The organism is Cellulosimicrobium sp. Marseille-Q8652 (assembly GCF_965112045.1).
In genome coordinates this window covers 678566-696474 of the sequence record NZ_CBCOPS010000002.1, presented here as the reverse complement: position 1 = coordinate 696474, position 17909 = coordinate 678566, and the positions used below count along the sequence as shown (strand labels likewise).

Here is a 17909-nt window from a genome sequence, read left to right as displayed (position 1 = left end):
GGGTGGGTAACGTCCAGGACATGAGTGCGACGGGGATCAAGGTCGGGGTCGTCGGGAGCTTCGGCTCGGTGACCGAGGTGGTCGACATGGCGGTCGCGGCGGAGGAGCACGGCTGGGACGGCTTCTTCTCGTGGGACGGCATGAGCATCATGGAGGTCGACACGTACGACCCCTGGGCCGTGCTCGCCGCGGTCGCCGTCCGGACCGAGCGGATCGCGCTGGGCGCGATGGTGTTCGCCTTCCCCCGGCGCAAGCCGTGGGAGGTCGTGCGGCAGTCGGTCACGGTCGACCACCTGTCCGGCGGGCGTCTCGTCCTGCCGGTGGGCGTGGGGGTGCTCGACGACGGCGGCTTCTCGGCCGTCCCCGGCGAGCCGCAGGCCCTGCGCGACCGGGCGGCGCAGCTCGACGACGCCCTCGCGTTCCTCGACCGCGCGTGGACCGGCGAGCCGTTCGCGTTCTCCGGCACGCGCCTCGAGACGAGCGAGATGCACTTCCTCCCGCGCCCGGTCGAGCGCCCGGTCGTCGGGCGGAGGATCCCCGTGTGGCCCGTCGGCGTCTGGGACGCCGAGCGTCCGCCCCTGCGGTCGCTCGACCGCACCCTGCACCACGACGGCATCGTCGTGCAGCTCAGGGGCGACCGCGGCTTCGACGTCCCCCGCCCCGACGACGTCGCCGCCCTGGTCACGTGGCTCACCGCGCGCCGCACCGAGCTGGGGCTCGAGGAGCGCCCGTTCGACGTCGTCCTCCAGGGCGAGCTCCCCACCGACCGCTCGGCGGCGCAGGACCAGCTCGCCGGCCTCGCGGACGCCGGCGCGACCTGGTGGGTCGAGTCGCGCTGGGACCCGGAGACCGCGACCCCGCAGTCCCTCCTCGACGCGATCCACCAGGGCCCGCCACGCCCCTGACCCTCACCGGGGCGAGGGACGAGCCCCACGGATGGTCGACCCCGTCGTCACCTCCGCAGGACCCGCCCCCCGCTCCGCCGTGCGTGAGGATCTCAGCCGACGGGCCGAGCCGCCTCGATCTCGACCTTCGGCAGCGTCTTCGCCGGCAGGGTCTTCGGCCGCCACGACGCTCGCGTCGCCTCGAACGCGGAGATCTCCTCCTCGTGCTGGAGCGTCAGGCCGATGTCGTCGAGACCCTCCATGAGGCGCCAGCGCGTGTAGTCGTCGATCTGGAACGCCACGGTGACGTCCTGCGCCGACGCGGTGCGCGCGACGAGGTCGACGGTCACCTCGGTGCCGGGGTTCGTCTCGAGGACCTTCCACAGGAGCTCGACGTCCTCCTGCGCGACGATCCCGGCGACGAGGCCCTGCTTGCCGGAGTTGCCGCGGAAGATGTCGGCGAAGCGGGACGCGAGGACGACACGGAAGCCGTAGTCCTTGAGCGCCCACACGGCGTGCTCGCGGGACGAGCCGGTGCCGAAGTCGGGGCCGGCGACGAGCACGGACCCGGTCTTGTAGGCGTCCTGGTTGAGGACGAACGAGGGGTCGCCGCGCCACGCCGCGAACAGCGCGTCCTCGAAGCCCGTGCGGGTGACGCGCTTGAGGTAGACGGCGGGGATGATCTGGTCGGTGTCGACGTTGCTGCGGCGCAGCGGGACGCCGACGCCGGTGTGGGTCGTGAACTTCTCCATGACGGGACCTTCTTCGGGGCTTCGGGGAGGGACGGCGGTCGGGCGCTGGGCGCTGCTCAGACCTGCACGAGGACGCGCGGGTCGAGCGGCGCGAGCGGCGTGCCGTCGAAGGACGTGATGTCGACGTCGGCCGGCAGGTCGAGGTCGGACAGCGACGACAGCGTGCCGCGCAGCGCGGTCGCGGCCGCGACGAGCGGCGAGACGAGGTGCGTGCGCCCGCCCTTGCCCTGACGGCCCTCGAAGTTGCGGTTCGACGTGGACGCGGCGCGCTCCCCCGGTGCGAGCTGGTCGGGGTTCATGCCGAGGCACATCGAGCAGCCGGCGTTGCGCCACTCGGCGCCGAAGTCCAGGAAGATCTTGTCGAGCCCCTCGGCCTCGGCCTGGAGGCGCACGCGCGCGGAGGCCGGGACGACGAGCACGCGCACGGCGTCGGCCTTCTTCTTGCCCTGCACGACCTTGGCGACGGACCGGAGATCCTCGATGCGGCCGTTGGTGCACGACCCGATGAACACGGTGTCGACGGGGATCTCGCGGAGCGGCTGCCCGGGCGTGAGGCCCATGTACTCGATGGCGCGCTCGGCGGCGACGCGCTCGTTCTCGTCGGCGATCTGCTCGGGGACGGGCACGGTCGCGGAGATCGGCAGGCCCTGGCCGGGGTTCGTGCCCCACGTGACGAACGGCTCGAGGTCGGCGGCCTCGAGGTAGACCTCGGTGTCGAACTCGGCGTCGTCGTCGGAGCGCAGCGTGCGCCAGTACTCGACGGCCGCGTCCCAGTCGGCGCCCTCGGGCGCGTGCGGGCGGCCCTTGAGGTACTCGAACGTCGTCTCGTCGGGCGCGATCATGCCCGCGCGGGCACCGGCCTCGATGGACATGTTGCAGATCGTCATCCGCGCCTCCATCGAGAGCCTGCGGATCGCGTCACCGCGGTACTCGAGCACGTAGCCCTGCCCGCCGCCGGTGCCGATCTTGGCGATGATCGCGAGGATGATGTCCTTGCTCGTCGCGCCGGGCGGCAGCTCGCCGTCGACGTTGATGGCCATCGTCTTGAAGGGCGCGAGCGGCAGCGTCTGCGTCGCGAGCACGTGCTCGACCTCGGACGTGCCGATGCCGAACGCGAGCGCGCCGAACGCGCCGTGCGTGGAGGTGTGGGAGTCGCCGCACACGACGGTCAGGCCCGGCATCGTCAGGCCGAGCTGCGGCCCGACCTGGTGGACGATGCCCTGGTCGGCGTCGCCCAGCGAGTGGATCCGGACGCCGAACTCGCGCGCGTTGTCGCGCAGCGTGTCGATCTGCGTGCGGCTCGTGAGGTCGGCGATCGGCAGGTCGATGTCGAGCGTCGGCGTGTTGTGGTCCTCGGTCGCGATGGTGAGGTCCGGGCGCCGGACGGGGCGGCCGGCGAGGCGCAGCCCTTCGAACGCCTGCGGGCTCGTGACCTCGTGCACGAGGTGGAGGTCGATGTAGAGGAGGTCGGGCGACCCGTCGGTGCCGCGTCGCACCAGGTGCGCGTCCCAGACCTTCTCCGCCAGCGTGCCGGCCATGTTGCTCATCTCCTCGTCGTCTGTCACGGCCGCTCCGCGGGGGCACGGAGAGCCGTCGGGGTCGATGGTCCGTCGTCGGGCGACGGGCCGTGGAGAGCGTCCAGCGGGTGGAACATCCTCGGCGGACTTGCATCTCATTGCATGAGACGCCAATATCGACCTATGGACAATACTAGCGGAGTCGGCGTGCTGGACAAGGCGGCCTCCGTCCTGGGCGCCCTGGAGTCCGGACCGGCCACCCTCGCGCAGCTCGTCACGGCCACGGGACTGGCCCGCCCGACGGCGCACCGCCTCGCCGTCGCGCTCGAGCACCACCGCATGGTCGCGCGCGACATGCAGGGGCGGTTCGTCCTCGGACCGCGCCTCAACGAGCTCTCGACCGCCGCCGGCGAGGACCGTCTCCTCGCCGCCGCGAACCCCGTGCTCACGGCCCTGCGCGACCACACCGGCGAGAGCGCCCAGCTCTACCGCCGCCAGGGCGACCACCGCATCTGCGTCGCCGCCGCGGAGCGCCCGGTCGGGCTGCGCGACTCGATCCCCGTGGGCGCCACGCTCACGATGAACGCCGGCTCCGCCGCCCAGATCCTGCTCGCGTGGGAGGAGCCCGACCGCCTGCACCGGGGTCTGCGCGAGGCCGTCTTCACGGCCACGATCCTCTCCGGGGTCCGACGCCGCGGCTGGGCCCAGTCGGTCTCGGAGCGCGAGCTCGGTGTCGCGTCCGTGTCGGCCCCCGTGCGCGGGCCGTCGGGCCGCGTGGTCGCGGCCGTGTCGATCTCCGGTCCCGTCGAGCGCCTGACCCGGCAGCCGGGCCGGCTCCACTCGGGCTCGGTCGCGGCGGCGGCGAACCGGCTCACCGAGGTGCTCCGCCGCGCCGGCGAGTAGTCGAGCCGGGGGCCGGCGCTCGGCACGCCGCACGGCGGGACGAGCCGCGCGGACTGCGCCGGGCCCGGCGCGCCGCGCGACGCAAACGGGACGCCCCCTGTCAAAATGACACCGTCTGCTGTCATGCTGTGCGGGCCGTCCGACGCGGCCCGACCCGGGGCGCACCGTCTGGCAGTCCGACCGACCTCGACACGGAGGAGCCCCGATGCATCCGAAGGTGAAGGCGATCCTGATCTGGGCGCTGGTGATCTTCGCGCTGTACGCGATCGTCACGAGCCCGGAACGAGCCGCCGACATCCTCGAGGGGATCTGGGACGTCATCGTCGGCGCGTTCCGCAGCATCGGCCAGTTCTTCAGCTCGCTCCTGGACTGAGCGGTGGCGGTGCGCGGCGGGCCCCGCAACCGGATCCTGGACCGCTACGTCCTGACCGGCGAGCGGGTCGTGGTCGCGACGCGCCACCACTGGGCCATGCTCCTCGAGCCCGTCGCGACGACGGTCGCGGGGCTGGTCGTCGTCGCCTGGCTCCTCGTGCAGGCGGGGCCGTCGGCGGGTGACGGCCTGCTCGTGCTGTGGCTGCTCTGGCTCGTGCTGGTGGTGCGGCTCGGGTGGAAGGTGCTCGAGTGGCGCAACGAGTGGTTCGTCGCCACCGACAAGCGGCTCCTGCTCCTCTACGGCCTGATCACGCACAAGGTCGCGATGATGCCCCTCACCAAGGTGACGGACCTCAACTACGGCCGCTCGCTCACCGGTCGGGTGCTCGGCTACGGCCAGTTCCTCCTGGAGTCGGCCGGCCAGGACCAGGCGCTGCGGCAGATCGACTGGGTGGCGCGACCGGAGGCGACCTACCGCCGGATCTGCGACACCCTCTTCGGCCCCGGCGGGATGGCCGGACGCCCGGGCGGCGGCTTCTCCGCGCCGCCCGCCACCGCCCCTCCGGGGACGCCCGCCGCGCGCCCCGGCGACGGCGGGCCGCCACCCCCGGTGCGCCCCGTGGAGACCGAGCCGCCCGACGCCGTCGGCCGGCCGGTGCCGGTACCCCCGGCGCCCGCCTGGGACGGCCGGAACCCCGTGCCACCCGCTCCGGTACCGCCGGCACCACCCGTCCCGCCGCGCGGCGACCCGGTCGTCGTCGCGGGCCGCGACGCACGGACGGACGCCGGGACGTCCGGGAAGTCGAGCGGACCGACGCAGCCGCTGCCCGCCGTCGGGCACCGCGGGGACCCGGACGACGGGCCCGGCTGGGCCGTCTCGGGCGAGCACCGCGCGACCTACGTCCCCGTGGTCCACGCACGGCCGGCGTCGCCGCCCGTGCCGAAGCCCTACGAGCCCGGCCCCGGGCGCGACGAAGCCCCCTGAGCGTCGGGACGAGTCGCCGTCCGGACGAGGCCCCCTCAGCGCCCGGGCGTGCGACGGGACACGGTCAGCCGGTGACGGCCCTCGCGGCCGGACCCGCACCGTCGCCACGGTCCTTGTCGCCGAGCTTCTCCTTGAGGAAGAACATCGGCAGGAGGAACGTGGCGAGCGCCGTGACGAGCCACACGACGAGGGTCGCGAGGATCCACGGGACGACGCCGCCCTCGATGCGCAGGCCGTCGCCGAACGCGGAGGCGATGAGGAGCGCGACGAAGGTCGAGACCAGACCGATCCCGCCGAGGAACGCGGGCGCGTACCGCGCCGTCATCTTGGCGATGAACGGGGAGAGCACGGCCTGCGCGACCGTGAAGACGGCGACCGCGACGGTGAAGCCCGCCGCGGTGAGCACGACGCCGTCGATGACCCAGCTCGCCACGAGCAGACCGAGGGCGACGGAGGCCAGGAGGATCAGCACGCGGATGAGGAATCGGACCATGCGGCGAGCATAGCGACGCACGTCACACTCGGCGCGGGCAGCGGTCGCTCCGTCCGGCGCGGGAACGGGCGCCGTCCATCCCGCCCGCCGCGGGGTGCCGGCCGGCGCGTTCCGCCCGAGGAGGACGGCGCCCGGCTCGGGACGTCCGGAGGAACGCCGAAGGCCCGGTCACCGTGTGGTGACCGGGCCTTCGAGATGTACCCCCAACGGGATTTGAACCCGTGTTACCGCCGTGAGAGGGCGACGTCCTAGGCCGCTAGACGATGGGGGCCTGTGGCTTCCGATCCGTTCCCGGAGCGTTTCACCGGTGAGAACTCTACCTCATGTCTCAGGCGGTTCTGACCGCCGATCCAGGAGCCGGAGCTCATCGCTGGGGTACCAGGACTCGAACCTAGACTAAGTGGACCAGAACCACTCGTGCTGCCAATTACACCATACCCCATGGTGGTATCCACCCCCTGTGATCAGCGGGCCGTTCGGACGGGTTGACACCTGTCCCCTCGGCCCCTCACGTGGAGGTCTCACCGGCCGAGAACATTACCGGACGCGGGGACGGGGACCAAATGCGACACCCGTGACGTGGACCGCACGCCCGCGCGACGGCGCACGACGACGGCCGCGACGCGTGTCGCCGGTCGCCGCGTCGTCGTCGGTCTGGCACCGTCGATCCATGACCACACCGCCGCCCCGTCCCGCGCCGACGGTCTCCCGACCGGGCCTCGTCACCTCCCCCGGGACCCACCGGCCGTCCCGCGTGGGGTGCCCCCGCGCCGACGCGGCCTCGGGAGCGGCGTGACCCCGCCGCCCTTCGGGACGGGCGACGGTGCGCACGGGCGCGCCGGATCTCGCGTCACCGGGGCCGACGTCCGCACCGCGGCGGCGTGGCTCGCGCGGGCTCTCGAGCGCCACGACGCGGCCGCGCTCGACGCGCAGGCCGGCCCCGTGCGCTGGTCGTGCTGGACGACGGCGGAGCACGTGGTCGACGACCTCGTGGCCTACGCCCTGCAGCTCGCCGCCCTCCCCCGGCTCGCGTACGTGCCCCTCGTCGGACCCCGCGGCGAGGACGAGATCGTGCACGTCGACCGCGAGACGGGGACGGCCGGTCTCACGGAGGCGCTGCTCGGCGGTGCCGAGCTGCTCGCGACGCTCGTCGAGAGCCGTCCCGACGGCGTGCGCGCCTACCACCCGTACGGGCTCTCCGACCCGGAGGGCTTCGCCGCCATGGGGGTCGTCGAGGTCCTGGTCCACGGGCACGACGTCCTCCTCGGGCTGACGGGCGAGCACGCCCCGTTCCCCGTCGGACTGGCGGCAGGCGTGCTCGGGCGCCTCTTCCCCGACGTCGCCGTCGAGGAGGTCGAGCCGGACCTCGTGCTCCTGTGGGCCACCGGGCGCGGCGAGCTCCCCGGGCGGCCCCGCCGCACGCGCTGGCGCTGGGACGCGACGGTGCGCTGACGGCACCCGGGCCGCGTGCCGGGCAGCAGGACGACGCTCAGGCGGCGCGGCGCACCCGGCGCCGCACGGCGCCGCGCACCCGCTCCGCGGTGGGCACCCGACGGAACGCCGCGGACCGCTCGTCGAGAGCCGCGACTTCGTCGTCCGCCAGACGCACCGTCGCGGCCTCGACGTTCTTCTCGAGCTGCTCGACGCTCGACGCGCCCGGGATCGCGAGCACGTTCGGGCGCGCCACGACCCAGGCGAGCGCGGCCTGCGACGCGGTGAGGTCGTGCGCCTCGCCGACCTGCCGCAGCGTGTCCAGGAGCGGAGCGAGGCGCGCGAGGTTCTCGGGCGCGAACAACGGGTTCGCCCTCCGCACGGCGTCCTGCGGACGGTCGTCCGCGGTGTACCGACCCGACAGCACGCCCTGCCCGAGCGGGCTGTACGCCACGACGACGCGCCCTGCGGTCCGTGCCCACGGGAGCAGCTCCTCCTCGGGGTCGCGGTGGACGAGCGAGTACTCGACCTGGTTGCTGACGACCGGTCCGCCGAGGGCGCGCTCCGCGGCCTGCCACCGGGCGAGGGCGTAGTTGGAGACGCCCACCTGGTCGACGAGGCCCGTGCGCTGCAGGGCTCCCATCCCCCGCATCGTCGTGCCGTCGCGCACGACCGGGTTCGCCTGGTGCACCTGGTACAGGTCGATGCGCCGGACGCCGAGCCGGTCGGCGGACGCGACGGCCCGCTGCTCGACGACCGGCGCCACGGGCAGGAGCGGGAAGATCTTCGTGGCGACGACCACGTCGTCGCGCCGGTCCCCCAGCGCCTCGCCCAGGATCCGCTCGCTGCGCCCGAATCCGTAGAGCTCCGCGGTGTCGAAGAACGTCACGCCGAGCTCGAGCGCGCGCCGCACGATCTCGCGTGCCTGCCGGTCGGCGAAGTCGTCGCCGTAGCCCCACTCGCGCGAGCCGAACTGCCACGTCCCGAGGCCGATCACGGAGGCGGGGACGTGGGTGCCGAGGTCGAGGGTGCGCATCGGGACACTCTCCGACGGCGTCGGCACCGCGGCAACCGGGGGCTTCGGACCCGCGGGAACGACCTGCGGGGACCGTCAGCCGGGGGCCGTCAGCCGGGGGCCGTCGCGTTCGCCGCGGCGGCGATGCGGCGCGCTCCGGCGGACAGCGCCGTGCCGTCCTTCCAGACCATCCGCAGCCGCCGGCGGAGCTCGAGCCCCGGGACGGCGAGCCGGACGAGCGCGCCCCGCTGGACGTCGTCGGCCACGGCGAGGCTCGAGAGGACCGCGACCGCACCGCCGTGCTGGACGGCGGTCTTGAGGGCCGCCGTCGACCCGAGGTAGGGCAGGTGGTCGGGCAGGCGCTCGCCGAGCGCCGCGAGGCCCCGCTCGAGCGTCTCGCGCGTGCCGGATCCTCCCTCCCGGACCACGAGCCCGCCGGAGAGCAGCTCGTCGACGCGCAGGGCGCTGCGACGCGCCCAGCGGTGCCCCGGGCCCACGACGACCACGAGCTCGTCGTGCGCCACCGTGCGGCTGCGCAGCCCTCGCCGCAGCGTCGCGCTCTCGACGAACCCCAGGTCGACGTCGCCCGCGAGGACCAGGTCCGTCACGTCGGTCGAGTTGCGCACGACGAGCTCGACGTCCGGGGCGTCCCGCGGCGAGCGCGACGTGTCCGTCAGCGCGAGACGCGCGAGCCACCGCGGTGCGAGGTACTCCGCGACGGTGAGGCTCGCGGCGACGCGCACCCGCTCGACGGGCTGCTCGCGCAGCGACGCGACGGACGTCTCGAACCGGTCGGAGGCGTCGATCACCTCGCGCGCCCACGCCGCGGTGGCGCGCCCGGTCTCGGTGAGCCGGGCACCCCGGGTCGTGCGCTCGAGCAGCTCCAGCCCGAGCCGGCGCTCGAGCGCGCGCAGCCCGGCCGACGCCGTCGGCTGCGCGACGCCCAGCGCACGGGCTGCGGCGCTGATCGACCCGTGCGAGTCGGTCGCGACGAGCAGCTCGAGCGCGCCGAGCGGGGTGCGGTGGTCTCGCGGCGTCGAAGCCATAGATTCATCCTATGGGTGCCGAGGGAGGTCGGCCTTCCCGCGCGAGCCCGCACGCGACAGCCTGGACGCATGACCATCGTCCGACCGACGACCGATCCCACTTGGCACGGCGCTCCCCCGGCGCCGACGGCCCCGCACCGGGCCGCGCACGCCCTCGCTCCCGGCCTCGGCGTCGTGGCCGTCGCCACCGTCGTCGTGCTGGGGGCGTCCCGGCTCGTCCCGTCGGTCTCGCCCCTCGTCGTCGCGCTCGTGCTCGGCGCGGTGGTGGGCTCCGTCGCGTTCGCGCGCGCCCGCGGCCCGCGCGCCGCGGCCCGGGTCGCGAGCCTCCGTCCGGGGATCGCGTGGACGACGTCGACGGTGCTGCGGACGGGCGTCGTCCTGCTCGGTCTGCAGCTGTCCCTGCCCGAGGTCCTCGCCCTGGGATGGCGCGGGCTCGTCGTCGTGACCACGACGCTCGCCGTGACGTTCGCCGGCACGCTCGCGCTGGGCCGCCTCCTGCGCGTCCCTCGCGCCACGTCGCGCCTCGTCGCCACCGGGTTCTCGATCTGCGGCGCGGCGGCGATCTCGGCGATGCAGGGGGTCGTCGCGCGGCCGGGGCGGACGCCCGGCCAGGTCCGCGAGGACGACGACGCCGTCGCCACCGCCCTCGCGCTCGTCACCGTGTACGGCACCCTGGCGATCGTCGTGCTGCCGTGGCTCGCCGGGCTCCTGCGCCTCGACGCCGCCCAGACCGGGCTGTGGATCGGCGCGAGCGTGCAGGAGGTGGCCCAGGTCGTCACGGCGGCGGGCACGGTGTCCGCGGCGGCGCTCGCGACGGCGACCGTCGCGAAGCTCGCGCGCGTCGCGCTGCTCGCGCCGGTCGTGACGGGGGCCGGGGTGCTCGCGGCCCGCCGAGGAGTGCCGGGCGGCCGCACGCGCGTGCCCCCGGTCCCGTGGTTCGTCGCCGGGTTCGTGGCCGCGGCGGCGCTGCGCAGCGTCGGCGTCGTGCCGCAGTCCGTGCTGGACGCCGGGTCGACCCTCATGACGGTCGCGTTCGTCGCGGCGATGTTCGCGCTCGGGCTCGGGGTCGACGTCCCGCACCTCGTGCGCACGGGCCGCCGTGCGCTCGTCCTCGGCGCGCTCTCGGCGCTCCTCGTCACGACGACGGCGCTCGTCGGGGTCCTGCTGCTCACCTGAGCCGCGCCGGACACGACCCGCGCCCGGTGGCGTGCGGATCCGGTGCCCGGCACTTCTCGACGGGGGCCACGCGTGCTACGTTCGAGGAACGCGTCGAGTGGGAGCGCTTCCACCGCTTCTTCGTCCCGCGAGTCTCGTCACCGTCGACGAAAGGACTCCCCGTGCACCGCACCCGATCTCTCGCTCTCGCCGCGACCGCGGCCCTGCTGCTCCCGCTCGCCGCCCCGGCCGCGGCCGACGTGGTCGACGGCGACTTCGACGACGGCGGCGGCGCCTGGTGGTCCACGTCCGAGGTCGCCACCACGGTCACGGACGGCGTGCTGTGCGCCGACGTGCCCGCCGGCGGCGACCCGTGGACCCACATCGTCGGCCAGGGCGGCGTCGACCTGCCCGCCGGCGAGTGGACCCTGACCTTCACCGCGTCCGGCGACGGACCCGTCCGGGCCAACGTCGCGCAGGACTACGCCCCCTACGACGCGTACGGGACGCTCGCGATCGCACCGGGCGCCGCGGCCGGGACGCACAGCGTCACCTTCGACGTCGCGGCGGACGAGCCGCAGGCCCAGGTCGGCTTCCAGCTCGGCGGGCACGACACCGCCTGGACGTTCTGCCTCGACGACGTCTCGCTGCTGCCTGCCGGGACCGAGCACCTGCCCCGGACCGACTTCACCGACGGCAGCGACCCGTGGTGGTACTCGCGCCCGACCGGGATCGACACCTCGTCCGGCGCCGCGTGCGTGGACGTCCCCGGCGGTGTCGGCACCTACGACGCGATCCTCGGGGTCAACGACCTCGAGCTGCCCGCCGGCGACTACGTCGCGCGGTACACGGGCACGGGCGACGGGCCGGTGCGGGCCGTCGTCGGGCTCCAGGTGGACCCGTACACCGCGTACGGCGAGGCGTCGGGCCCGAGCGGAGAGCTCGCGTTCACCCTCCCCGGCCCCGACGACGGCGGTCAGGAGACCTACCCGCAGACCCAGATGGCGTTCCAGCTCGGTGGCGCGAGCGAGGCGTGGACGTTCTGCCTCGAGACGGTCTCGCTCGTCTCGGGCGCGACCCTGCCGCCCTACGAGCCGGACACCGGCCCGCGCGTGCGCGTCAACCAGGTGGGCTACCTCGCCGACGGACCGCAGCGCGCGACGCTCGTGACCGACGCCGCCGGCCCCGTCGCCTGGCAGGTCCGGGCCGGCGAGGAGGTCGTCGCGTCCGGCGAGACCACGCCGGCGGGCGCCGACGCGTCGTCGGGCGAGACCGTGCACACGATCGACCTCGGCTCGCTGCCCGCCGGCACCTACACGCTCACCGCCGACGGCGAGACGTCCCACCCGTTCGACGTCGGGACCTCCGCCTACGACGCGCTGCGGTACGACGCTCTCGACTACTTCTACCTCGCGCGGTCGGGCACCGAGATCGACGCCGACCTCGTCGGCGAGGAGTACGCCCGGCCCGCCGGGCACGTCTCCTCCCCCGCCGACGGCGCGACCAACCAGGGCGACCTCGACGTCCCGTGCCAGCCCGCGGACGACCCCGTGCAGCCGTACGAGGAGCCGTGGACGTGCGACTACACGCTCGACGTCGTCGGCGGCTGGTACGACGCCGGGGACCACGGCAAGTACGTCGTCAACGGCGGCATCGCGACGGCGCAGCTCCTCGCGACCTACGAGCGGTCCCTGCACGCCGCCACGCGAGACGCCGGCGCGCTCGCCGACGGGACGCTCGCGATCCCCGAGGCCGCGAACGGCGTCCCGGACGTCCTCGACGAGGCGCGCTGGGAGCTGGAGTTCCTGCGGTCGATGACGGTACCGGAGGGCGAGCCGCTCGCGGGCATGGTCCACCACAAGGTGCACGACAAGGGCTGGACCGGTCTGCCGCTCCTGCCGCACGAGGACCCGCAGACGCGCTACCTGCACCGCCCGTCGACGGCGGCGACGCTCAACCTCGCCGCGACCGCCGCCCAGGGCGCCCGCCTCTTCGCGGCGCACGACGCGGACTACGCCGACGCGCTGCTCGCCGACGCCCGGACAGCCTGGGCCGCGGCGCTGGCCACGCCGGACCTCTACGCGCCCGCGGCCGACGGTGCCGACGGCGGCGGTCCGTACGACGACGCGGACGTCTCCGACGAGTTCTTCTGGGCGGCCGTCGAGCTGTACCTCACGACCGGCGAGCGGACGTTCGCCGACTACGTCCACGCCCATCTGGACGACGTCACCGACACGATCGGGCGCGGCGGGTTCAGCTGGGGGCAGGTCGGTCCGCTGGGGCTCCTCGACCTCGCGACGGTCCCGAACGAGCACCCGGACCGCGAGACCGCGCGGGACGTCGTGCTCGACGGCGCGGACGTGCTCCTCGCGGTCCAGCAGGGCGGGCCGTGGGGCGCCGCCTACGCCGGCGAGGAGGACGGCACGTACGTCTGGGGGTCGAACAGCTCGGTGCTCAACGCGCAGGTGGTGCTCGGCACGGCGTTCGACCTCACGGGCGACGTCGCGTACCGCGACGCCGTGATCGAGTCCACGGACTACCTGCTCGGGCGGAACGCGCTCAACCTGTCCTACGTGACGGGGTACGGCGAGGTCTTCGCGCAGAACCAGCACTCGCGCTGGTTCGCCGCGCAGCTCAACCCGGAGCTCCCGCACCCGCCCGCCGGGTCGGTGGCGGGCGGGCCGAACTCCGACGCGCCCACGTGGGACCCGACCATGCAGGGGCTCTTCCCCGACGGCTGCGCGCCGCAGACCTGCTACGTCGACGACATCTCGTCGTGGGCCAGCAACGAGATCACGATCAACTGGAACTCCGCGCTCACGTGGGTCGCCTCGTTCCTCGCGGACCAGGGCCAGGGCGAGGTCGTCGCGCCGACGTGCGAGGTGTCGTACACGGAGCACGGGTCGTGGCCCGGCGGGTTCAACGCCCAGCTCTGGCTGCGCTCGACGAGCGGTCCGCTCGACTGGTCGGAGCTCACGTGGTCGTGGGTCGGCGACCAGCGCATCACGCGCCAGGCGTGGAGCGCCGGGTGGTCGCAGGACGGCGAGACGGTCACCGCGACCTCGCTGCCCTGGAACGCGCACGCCGCGAAGAAGGTGACGGTCGGGTTCATCGGCGACCCGGGCTCGTTCGCGTCCCCCCAGCCGGAGCAGTTCTGGCTGGACGGCGCGGCGTGCCTGACGGTCGGCCGGACGGTCAGCCGGTAGTAGCGAGCACCGCGGGCAGCTCGTCCAGCCCGTGCACCACCAGGACGCCCGACGCGCGGGCCGCCTCCGGGTCCTCCGGGTGCGGCCCGCCGCGGCGCGTCCCGGGCCGGTCGAGCCACACGCCGACGAGCCCGGCCGCGAGCGCCGCGCGGGCGTCGACGTCGAGCTCGTCGCCCACGTACGCCGTGCGCGCCGGGTCGGTGCCGAGGCGGCGGCACGCCTCGGCGAACACGCGCGGGTCGGGCTTGCCGAAGCCGAGGGTGTCGACGCCGACGAGCAGGGGGACGTCGGGCAGGCCCGCGGCGGCGAGCTTGCGGGTCTGGAGCTCGACGCGCGCGTTCGACAGCGAGCCGACGCGGACCCCGGCGGCGGTCAGCGCGTCGACGACCGGGCGCGCGTCGTCGAAACCGGTCCACGAGTCCTCGAACGTGCCCCAGAAGAGGTCCTTCCAGTCCACGTACGCCGCGTCGTCGAGAAGGCGGCCACCGAAGGTCGCCTGCAGCTCGTTGGCGCGCGCCATGCGCTGCGCGTCGAAGTCGATCTCGCCGCGCGTGTAGGCCCGGTAGTGCTGGTTCGGGTCGGCGCGCCACAGCGCGAGGACCTCGTCGTACCGGTCCTCGGGGAGGTGCGGCAGCCAGACCCGGGACGCCGCGGTGATCGCGGCGGCGAACGCGGCCATCGTGTCGACGAGCGTGTCGTCGACGTCGAACAGCACGCCGTCCAGCGCCCGACCGGGCGACTCCACGGCAGTGCCGCCACCCACCGGTGCAGGGAGACCGCTCACAGCGCGGCCCGCAGGCTCGCGAGGCGCGCGAGCGTCGACTCCTTGCCGAGCAGCTCCATCGACTCGAACAGCGGCGGCGAGACGCGGCGCCCGCTGACGGCGACGCGCAGCGGCGTGAACGCGAGGCGCGGCTTGATGCCGAGACCCTCGACGATCGCGGCGTTCAGCGCGGCCTGGATCGGCTCGGCGGTGAAGTCGTCGACGTCGCCGAGCGCGGCCACGGCGGCGTCGAGCACCGGGGCTGCGGTGTCCTTGAGCGCGGACCGGGCGTCGTCCTCGATGACGAGCGCGTCGTCGGCGGTGAAGAGGAAGCCGAGCATCCCGACGGACTCGCCGAGGAGCACCATGCGCTCCTGGACGAGCGGCGCGGCGGCGGTGAGCAGGTCCTGGTGGCGCTGCTCCAGGTCGGCGAACGAGTCGGCGGGGACGAGGCCGCCCGCGTGCAGGTACGGGACGAGGCGGTCGCGGAAGTCCTCGGGCGCGAGCATCCGCACGTGCGTCGCGTTGATGGCCTCGGCCTTCTTGAGGTCGAAGCGCGCCGGGTTGGGCAGCACGTCGTGCACGTCGAACGCCGCGACCATCTCGTCGACCGAGAAGATGTCGTTGTCCGGCGAGATGGACCAGCCGAGCAGCGCGAGGTAGTTGAGCAGGCCCTCGGGCGTGAAGCCCCGCTCGCGGTGCAGGAAGAGGTTCGACTCGGGGTCGCGCTTCGAGAGCTTCTTGTTGCCCTCCCCCATGACGTACGGCAGGTGGCCGAACTCCGGCATCACCGTCGCGACGCCGATCTCGAGCAGCGCCCGGTACAGCGCGATCTGGCGCGGGGTCGAGGACAGCAGGTCCTCGCCGCGCAGCACGTGCGTGATGCCCATGAGCGCGTCGTCCACGGGGTTGACGAGCGTGTAGAGCGGCTGGCCGTTGGCGCGCACGAGCGCGTAGTCCGGCACCGAGCCGGCCTTGAAGGTGATCTCGCCGCGGACGAGGTCGGTGAAGGTGATGTCCTCGTCGGGCATCCGCAGGCGCAGGACGGGCTCGCGGCCCTCGGCCCGGAACGCGGCCTTCTGCTCGTCGGTGAGGGTGCGGTCGAAGTTGTCGTACCCCTTGGTCTTGATCCCGGCGGCGGCGTTGCGCGCGTCCGACTCCTCCGGGGTCGAGAACGACTCGTACACGTACCCGCCCTCGACGAGCCGCCGGATGACGTCCTGGTAGAGGTCCGCGCGCTGCGACTGCCGGTACGGCGCGTGCGGCCCGCCGACCTCGACGCCCTCGTCCCAGTCGAGCCCGAGCCAGCGCAGCGCGTCGAGGAGCTGCTGGTAGCTCTCCTCGCTGTCGCGCGCGGCGTCGGTGTCCTCGATGCGGAACACGAACGTCCCGCCCACGTGCCGCGCGTACGCCCAGTTGAACAGCGCGGTGCGGATGAGCCCGACGTGCGGCGTCCCGGTCGGGGACGGGCAGAAGCGGACACGGACGGGCGAGGAACCAGGTGCGGGGATCACGGGGACCAGCCTAGTGTCCGGCGCCGGACACCCACCCGGACGTCCGCCCTCGCCTCGGCCGGTGCCTCAGCCGCGGCGGACCACCGGGTTGCTCAGCACGCCGATGCCCTCGACCTCGCACTCGACGCGGTCACCGACGTCGACGAGCCCGACGCCCGCGGGCGTGCCCGTGAGGATGACGTCGCCCGGCAGGAGGGTCATGGCCTCGGAGACGTACGACACGAGGAACGGGATGTCGAAGACCATGTCGCTCGTGCGGCCGTCCTGCTTGGTCTCGCCGTTGACGCGGCTGCGGACGCCGACGTCCTCGGGGTCGAGGTCGGTGTCGATCCACGGGCCGAGCGGGCACGAGGAGTCGAAGCCCTTGGCGCGGGCCCACTGGCCGTCGGTGCGCTGGGCGTCGCGCGCGGTGACGTCGTTGGCGACGGTGTAGCCGAGCACGTAGGCCGACGCGGCCTCCGGCGTGACGTCCTTGGCGAGCCGACCGATGACGACGGCGAGCTCGGCCTCGTACGAGACCTCCTGCGAGAAGTCGGGCAGGACGATCGGGTCGTCCGGGCCGACGACCGACGTGTTCGGCTTGAGGAACAGCAGCGGGCTCGACGGGACGTCGTTGCCCATCTCCTTCGCGTGGTCCGCGTAGTTGCGGCCCACCGCGACGATCTTCGAGCGCGGGATCACCGGCGCGAGGAGGCGCACGCCGTCGCCCAGCTCGACGCGCTCCCCCGTCGGCGTGACCGGCATGTAGAGCGGGTCGCCCGTGAGGACCGCGAGGTACGTGCGGTTCCCCTCCTGCTGGACGAGGGCGTAGCGGGGGTCGTCTCCGGTGGTGAATCTCGCGATGCGCACGGGCCCAGGCTATCGGCCGGGCGCCGGCGCCACCGCGTCGGCGCTCACACCCGGGCGAGGACCTCGCCGTTGAGCAGCGCGAACCAGCCCGCCGGCTCCTCGGCCCACCGCAGCCAGTCCTGCGCGAGCAGCTCGAGCGCGACGTCGTCCGCGAGCGCCGACTCCTGCGCCTGCACGGCGAAGTTGGACGCGACGCAGCGCTCGGCCCACAGCCCGCCCCACCACGTGCGGTCCTCGGGCGTCGCGTAGCACCACGTGCTCGCCGACGGCACGATCCCCGCGAGGTCGAACCCGGCGTCCTGGACCCAGGCGAAGAGGCGGCGCCCGGCGTCGGCCTCGAACCCGTAGGCGTGCGTGACCTCGTGGTAGAGCGTGTTCCACTCCGTGAGCCCCGGGGACTCGGGGTACCAGGTCATGGCGGCGTAGTCGGCGTCGCGCACCGCGACGAGGCCACCGGGCTTCGCGACCCGCTTCATCTCGCGCAGCGCGGCGATCGGGTCGGACAGGTGCTGCAGGAGCTGGTGGGCGTAGACGACGTCGAACGTGCCGTCGGCGAACGGCAGCTCGTAGGCGTTCGCCTGCTGGAACGTGATGTTGGCCGTGCCGCGCTGGGCGGCGAGGTCGCGCGCGCTGTCGAGCACGGCGGCCGAGGCGTCCACGCCGACGACGCGCCCGCCGGCCACACGCTCCGCGAGGTCCACGGTGACCGTCGCGGGGCCGCACCCGACGTCGAGCACGCTCATGCCCTCACGCAGGTGCGGGAGGAGGAAGCCCGCGGAGTTCTCGGCCGTGCGCCACCGGTGGGACCGCAGCACGGACTCGTGGTGGCCGTGCGTGTAGGACTCGGACTCCTTGGAGGGGTTGGAGCCGGCAGCCCCGGTGGGGGCGTCGCCGCGGGGGTCGGCGGCGTCGGCGGCTCCGCTGAGAGGGGTTTCCGTCATACCCGCACGGTAGGCCGGACGTGGGGCGTTCTCGACCCCGTTCTCACACTCTGGTCGCCGGGGTCGCGAGAACGGCGCGCCAG

At 74.1% G+C, this 17909-nt stretch carries 16 protein-coding genes and 2 tRNA genes; 7 read left to right on the top strand and 11 right to left on the bottom strand.

Annotated features, from left to right (window positions below; translation table 11 throughout):
- Window positions 1-20 precede the first annotated feature (20 nt).
- Window positions 21-905 carry an LLM class flavin-dependent oxidoreductase gene (locus ACWPWV_RS12935; RefSeq protein ID WP_454043379.1) on the top strand — a complete coding sequence of 295 codons (885 nt, stop codon included), beginning with the start codon at window positions 21-23 and terminating at the stop codon, window positions 903-905.
- Between the two features lie 92 nt (window positions 906-997).
- Here the strand turns inward: ACWPWV_RS12935 and leuD are convergent, their stop codons facing one another.
- Both leuD and leuC read right to left on the bottom strand, forming a co-directional pair.
- Window positions 998-1636 carry a 3-isopropylmalate dehydratase small subunit gene (gene leuD / locus ACWPWV_RS12930; protein WP_454043378.1) on the bottom strand — a complete coding sequence of 213 codons (639 nt, stop codon included), beginning with the start codon at window positions 1634-1636 and terminating at the stop codon, window positions 998-1000.
- A 56-nt stretch (window positions 1637-1692) separates the two neighbouring features.
- Window positions 1693-3174, bottom strand: coding sequence for a 3-isopropylmalate dehydratase large subunit (gene leuC, locus ACWPWV_RS12925; RefSeq protein ID WP_454044536.1), 1482 nt, complete (start codon window positions 3172-3174; stop codon window positions 1693-1695).
- 162 nt (window positions 3175-3336) lie between these two features.
- On the opposite strand from leuC, the gene ACWPWV_RS12920 reads away from it, so the two are divergent.
- The 3 genes from ACWPWV_RS12920 (at window position 3337) to ACWPWV_RS12910 (ending at window position 5413) form a co-directional block, all read left to right on the top strand.
- Window positions 3337-4056: an IclR family transcriptional regulator gene (locus ACWPWV_RS12920; protein WP_454043377.1), complete on the top strand. Its 720-nt coding sequence runs from the start codon at window positions 3337-3339 to the stop codon at window positions 4054-4056.
- A 205-nt stretch (window positions 4057-4261) separates the two neighbouring features.
- A complete protein-coding gene (locus tag ACWPWV_RS12915; protein WP_251151738.1) occupies window positions 4262-4429 on the top strand; it encodes a hypothetical protein in 168 nt (55 codons plus the stop codon).
- 9 nt (window positions 4430-4438) lie between these two features.
- Window positions 4439-5413 carry a PH domain-containing protein gene (locus ACWPWV_RS12910; protein WP_454043376.1) on the top strand — a complete coding sequence of 325 codons (975 nt, stop codon included), beginning with the start codon at window positions 4439-4441 and terminating at the stop codon, window positions 5411-5413.
- 64 nt (window positions 5414-5477) lie between these two features.
- Here ACWPWV_RS12910 and ACWPWV_RS12905 read toward each other — a convergent pair whose 3' ends face one another.
- The 3 genes from ACWPWV_RS12905 to ACWPWV_RS12895 all read right to left on the bottom strand — a co-directional run bounded on the left by ACWPWV_RS12905 (window position 5478) and on the right by ACWPWV_RS12895 (window position 6348).
- Entirely contained in the window at window positions 5478-5906 is a 429-nt protein-coding gene (locus ACWPWV_RS12905; RefSeq protein WP_454043375.1) for a hypothetical protein, read from the bottom strand.
- 198 nt (window positions 5907-6104) lie between these two features.
- Window positions 6105-6177: transfer RNA gene (locus tag ACWPWV_RS12900), tRNA-Glu, on the bottom strand.
- A 99-nt stretch (window positions 6178-6276) separates the two neighbouring features.
- A tRNA-Gln gene (locus ACWPWV_RS12895) sits at window positions 6277-6348 on the bottom strand.
- A 350-nt stretch (window positions 6349-6698) separates the two neighbouring features.
- Here ACWPWV_RS12895 and ACWPWV_RS12890 point away from each other — a divergent pair.
- The gene (locus ACWPWV_RS12890) at window positions 6699-7358 is read left to right on the top strand and encodes a hypothetical protein (protein ID WP_454043374.1); all 660 of its coding nucleotides are present in this window, start codon (window positions 6699-6701) and stop codon (window positions 7356-7358) included.
- A 37-nt stretch (window positions 7359-7395) separates the two neighbouring features.
- On the opposite strand, the gene ACWPWV_RS12885 is transcribed toward ACWPWV_RS12890, so the two are convergent.
- Both ACWPWV_RS12885 and ACWPWV_RS12880 read right to left on the bottom strand, forming a co-directional pair.
- Window positions 7396-8373 carry an aldo/keto reductase gene (locus ACWPWV_RS12885; protein ID WP_454043373.1) on the bottom strand — a complete coding sequence of 326 codons (978 nt, stop codon included), beginning with the start codon at window positions 8371-8373 and terminating at the stop codon, window positions 7396-7398.
- 89 nt (window positions 8374-8462) lie between these two features.
- A complete protein-coding gene (locus ACWPWV_RS12880) occupies window positions 8463-9398 on the bottom strand; it encodes a LysR family transcriptional regulator (RefSeq protein ID WP_454043372.1) in 936 nt (311 codons plus the stop codon).
- A 69-nt stretch (window positions 9399-9467) separates the two neighbouring features.
- On the opposite strand from ACWPWV_RS12880, the gene ACWPWV_RS12875 reads away from it, so the two are divergent.
- Both ACWPWV_RS12875 and ACWPWV_RS12870 read left to right on the top strand, forming a co-directional pair.
- Window positions 9468-10574 carry a YeiH family protein gene (locus tag ACWPWV_RS12875; protein WP_454043371.1) on the top strand — a complete coding sequence of 369 codons (1107 nt, stop codon included), beginning with the start codon at window positions 9468-9470 and terminating at the stop codon, window positions 10572-10574.
- A gap of 161 nt (window positions 10575-10735) precedes the next feature.
- Complete coding sequence (locus ACWPWV_RS12870; RefSeq protein ID WP_454043370.1) at window positions 10736-13759, top strand: glycoside hydrolase family 9 protein; 3024 nt, start codon at window positions 10736-10738, stop codon at window positions 13757-13759.
- Here ACWPWV_RS12870 and ACWPWV_RS12865 read toward each other — a convergent pair.
- The 4 genes from ACWPWV_RS12865 to ACWPWV_RS12850 form a co-directional block, all read right to left on the bottom strand.
- Entirely contained in the window at window positions 13749-14522 is a 774-nt protein-coding gene (locus tag ACWPWV_RS12865) for an HAD family hydrolase (RefSeq protein ID WP_454043369.1), read from the bottom strand. The genes ACWPWV_RS12870 and ACWPWV_RS12865 overlap by 11 nt on opposite strands.
- 17 nt (window positions 14523-14539) lie before the next feature.
- The gene (gltX, locus tag ACWPWV_RS12860; protein WP_454043368.1) at window positions 14540-16036 is read right to left on the bottom strand and encodes a glutamate--tRNA ligase; all 1497 of its coding nucleotides are present in this window, start codon (window positions 16034-16036) and stop codon (window positions 14540-14542) included.
- A gap of 66 nt (window positions 16037-16102) precedes the next feature.
- Window positions 16103-16885 carry a fumarylacetoacetate hydrolase family protein gene (locus ACWPWV_RS12855; protein ID WP_454043367.1) on the bottom strand — a complete coding sequence of 261 codons (783 nt, stop codon included), beginning with the start codon at window positions 16883-16885 and terminating at the stop codon, window positions 16103-16105.
- A gap of 44 nt (window positions 16886-16929) precedes the next feature.
- On the bottom strand, window positions 16930-17826 hold the full coding sequence (locus tag ACWPWV_RS12850) for a methyltransferase domain-containing protein (RefSeq protein WP_454043366.1): 897 nt from the start codon (window positions 17824-17826) through the stop codon (window positions 16930-16932).
- Window positions 17827-17909 lie beyond the last annotated feature (83 nt).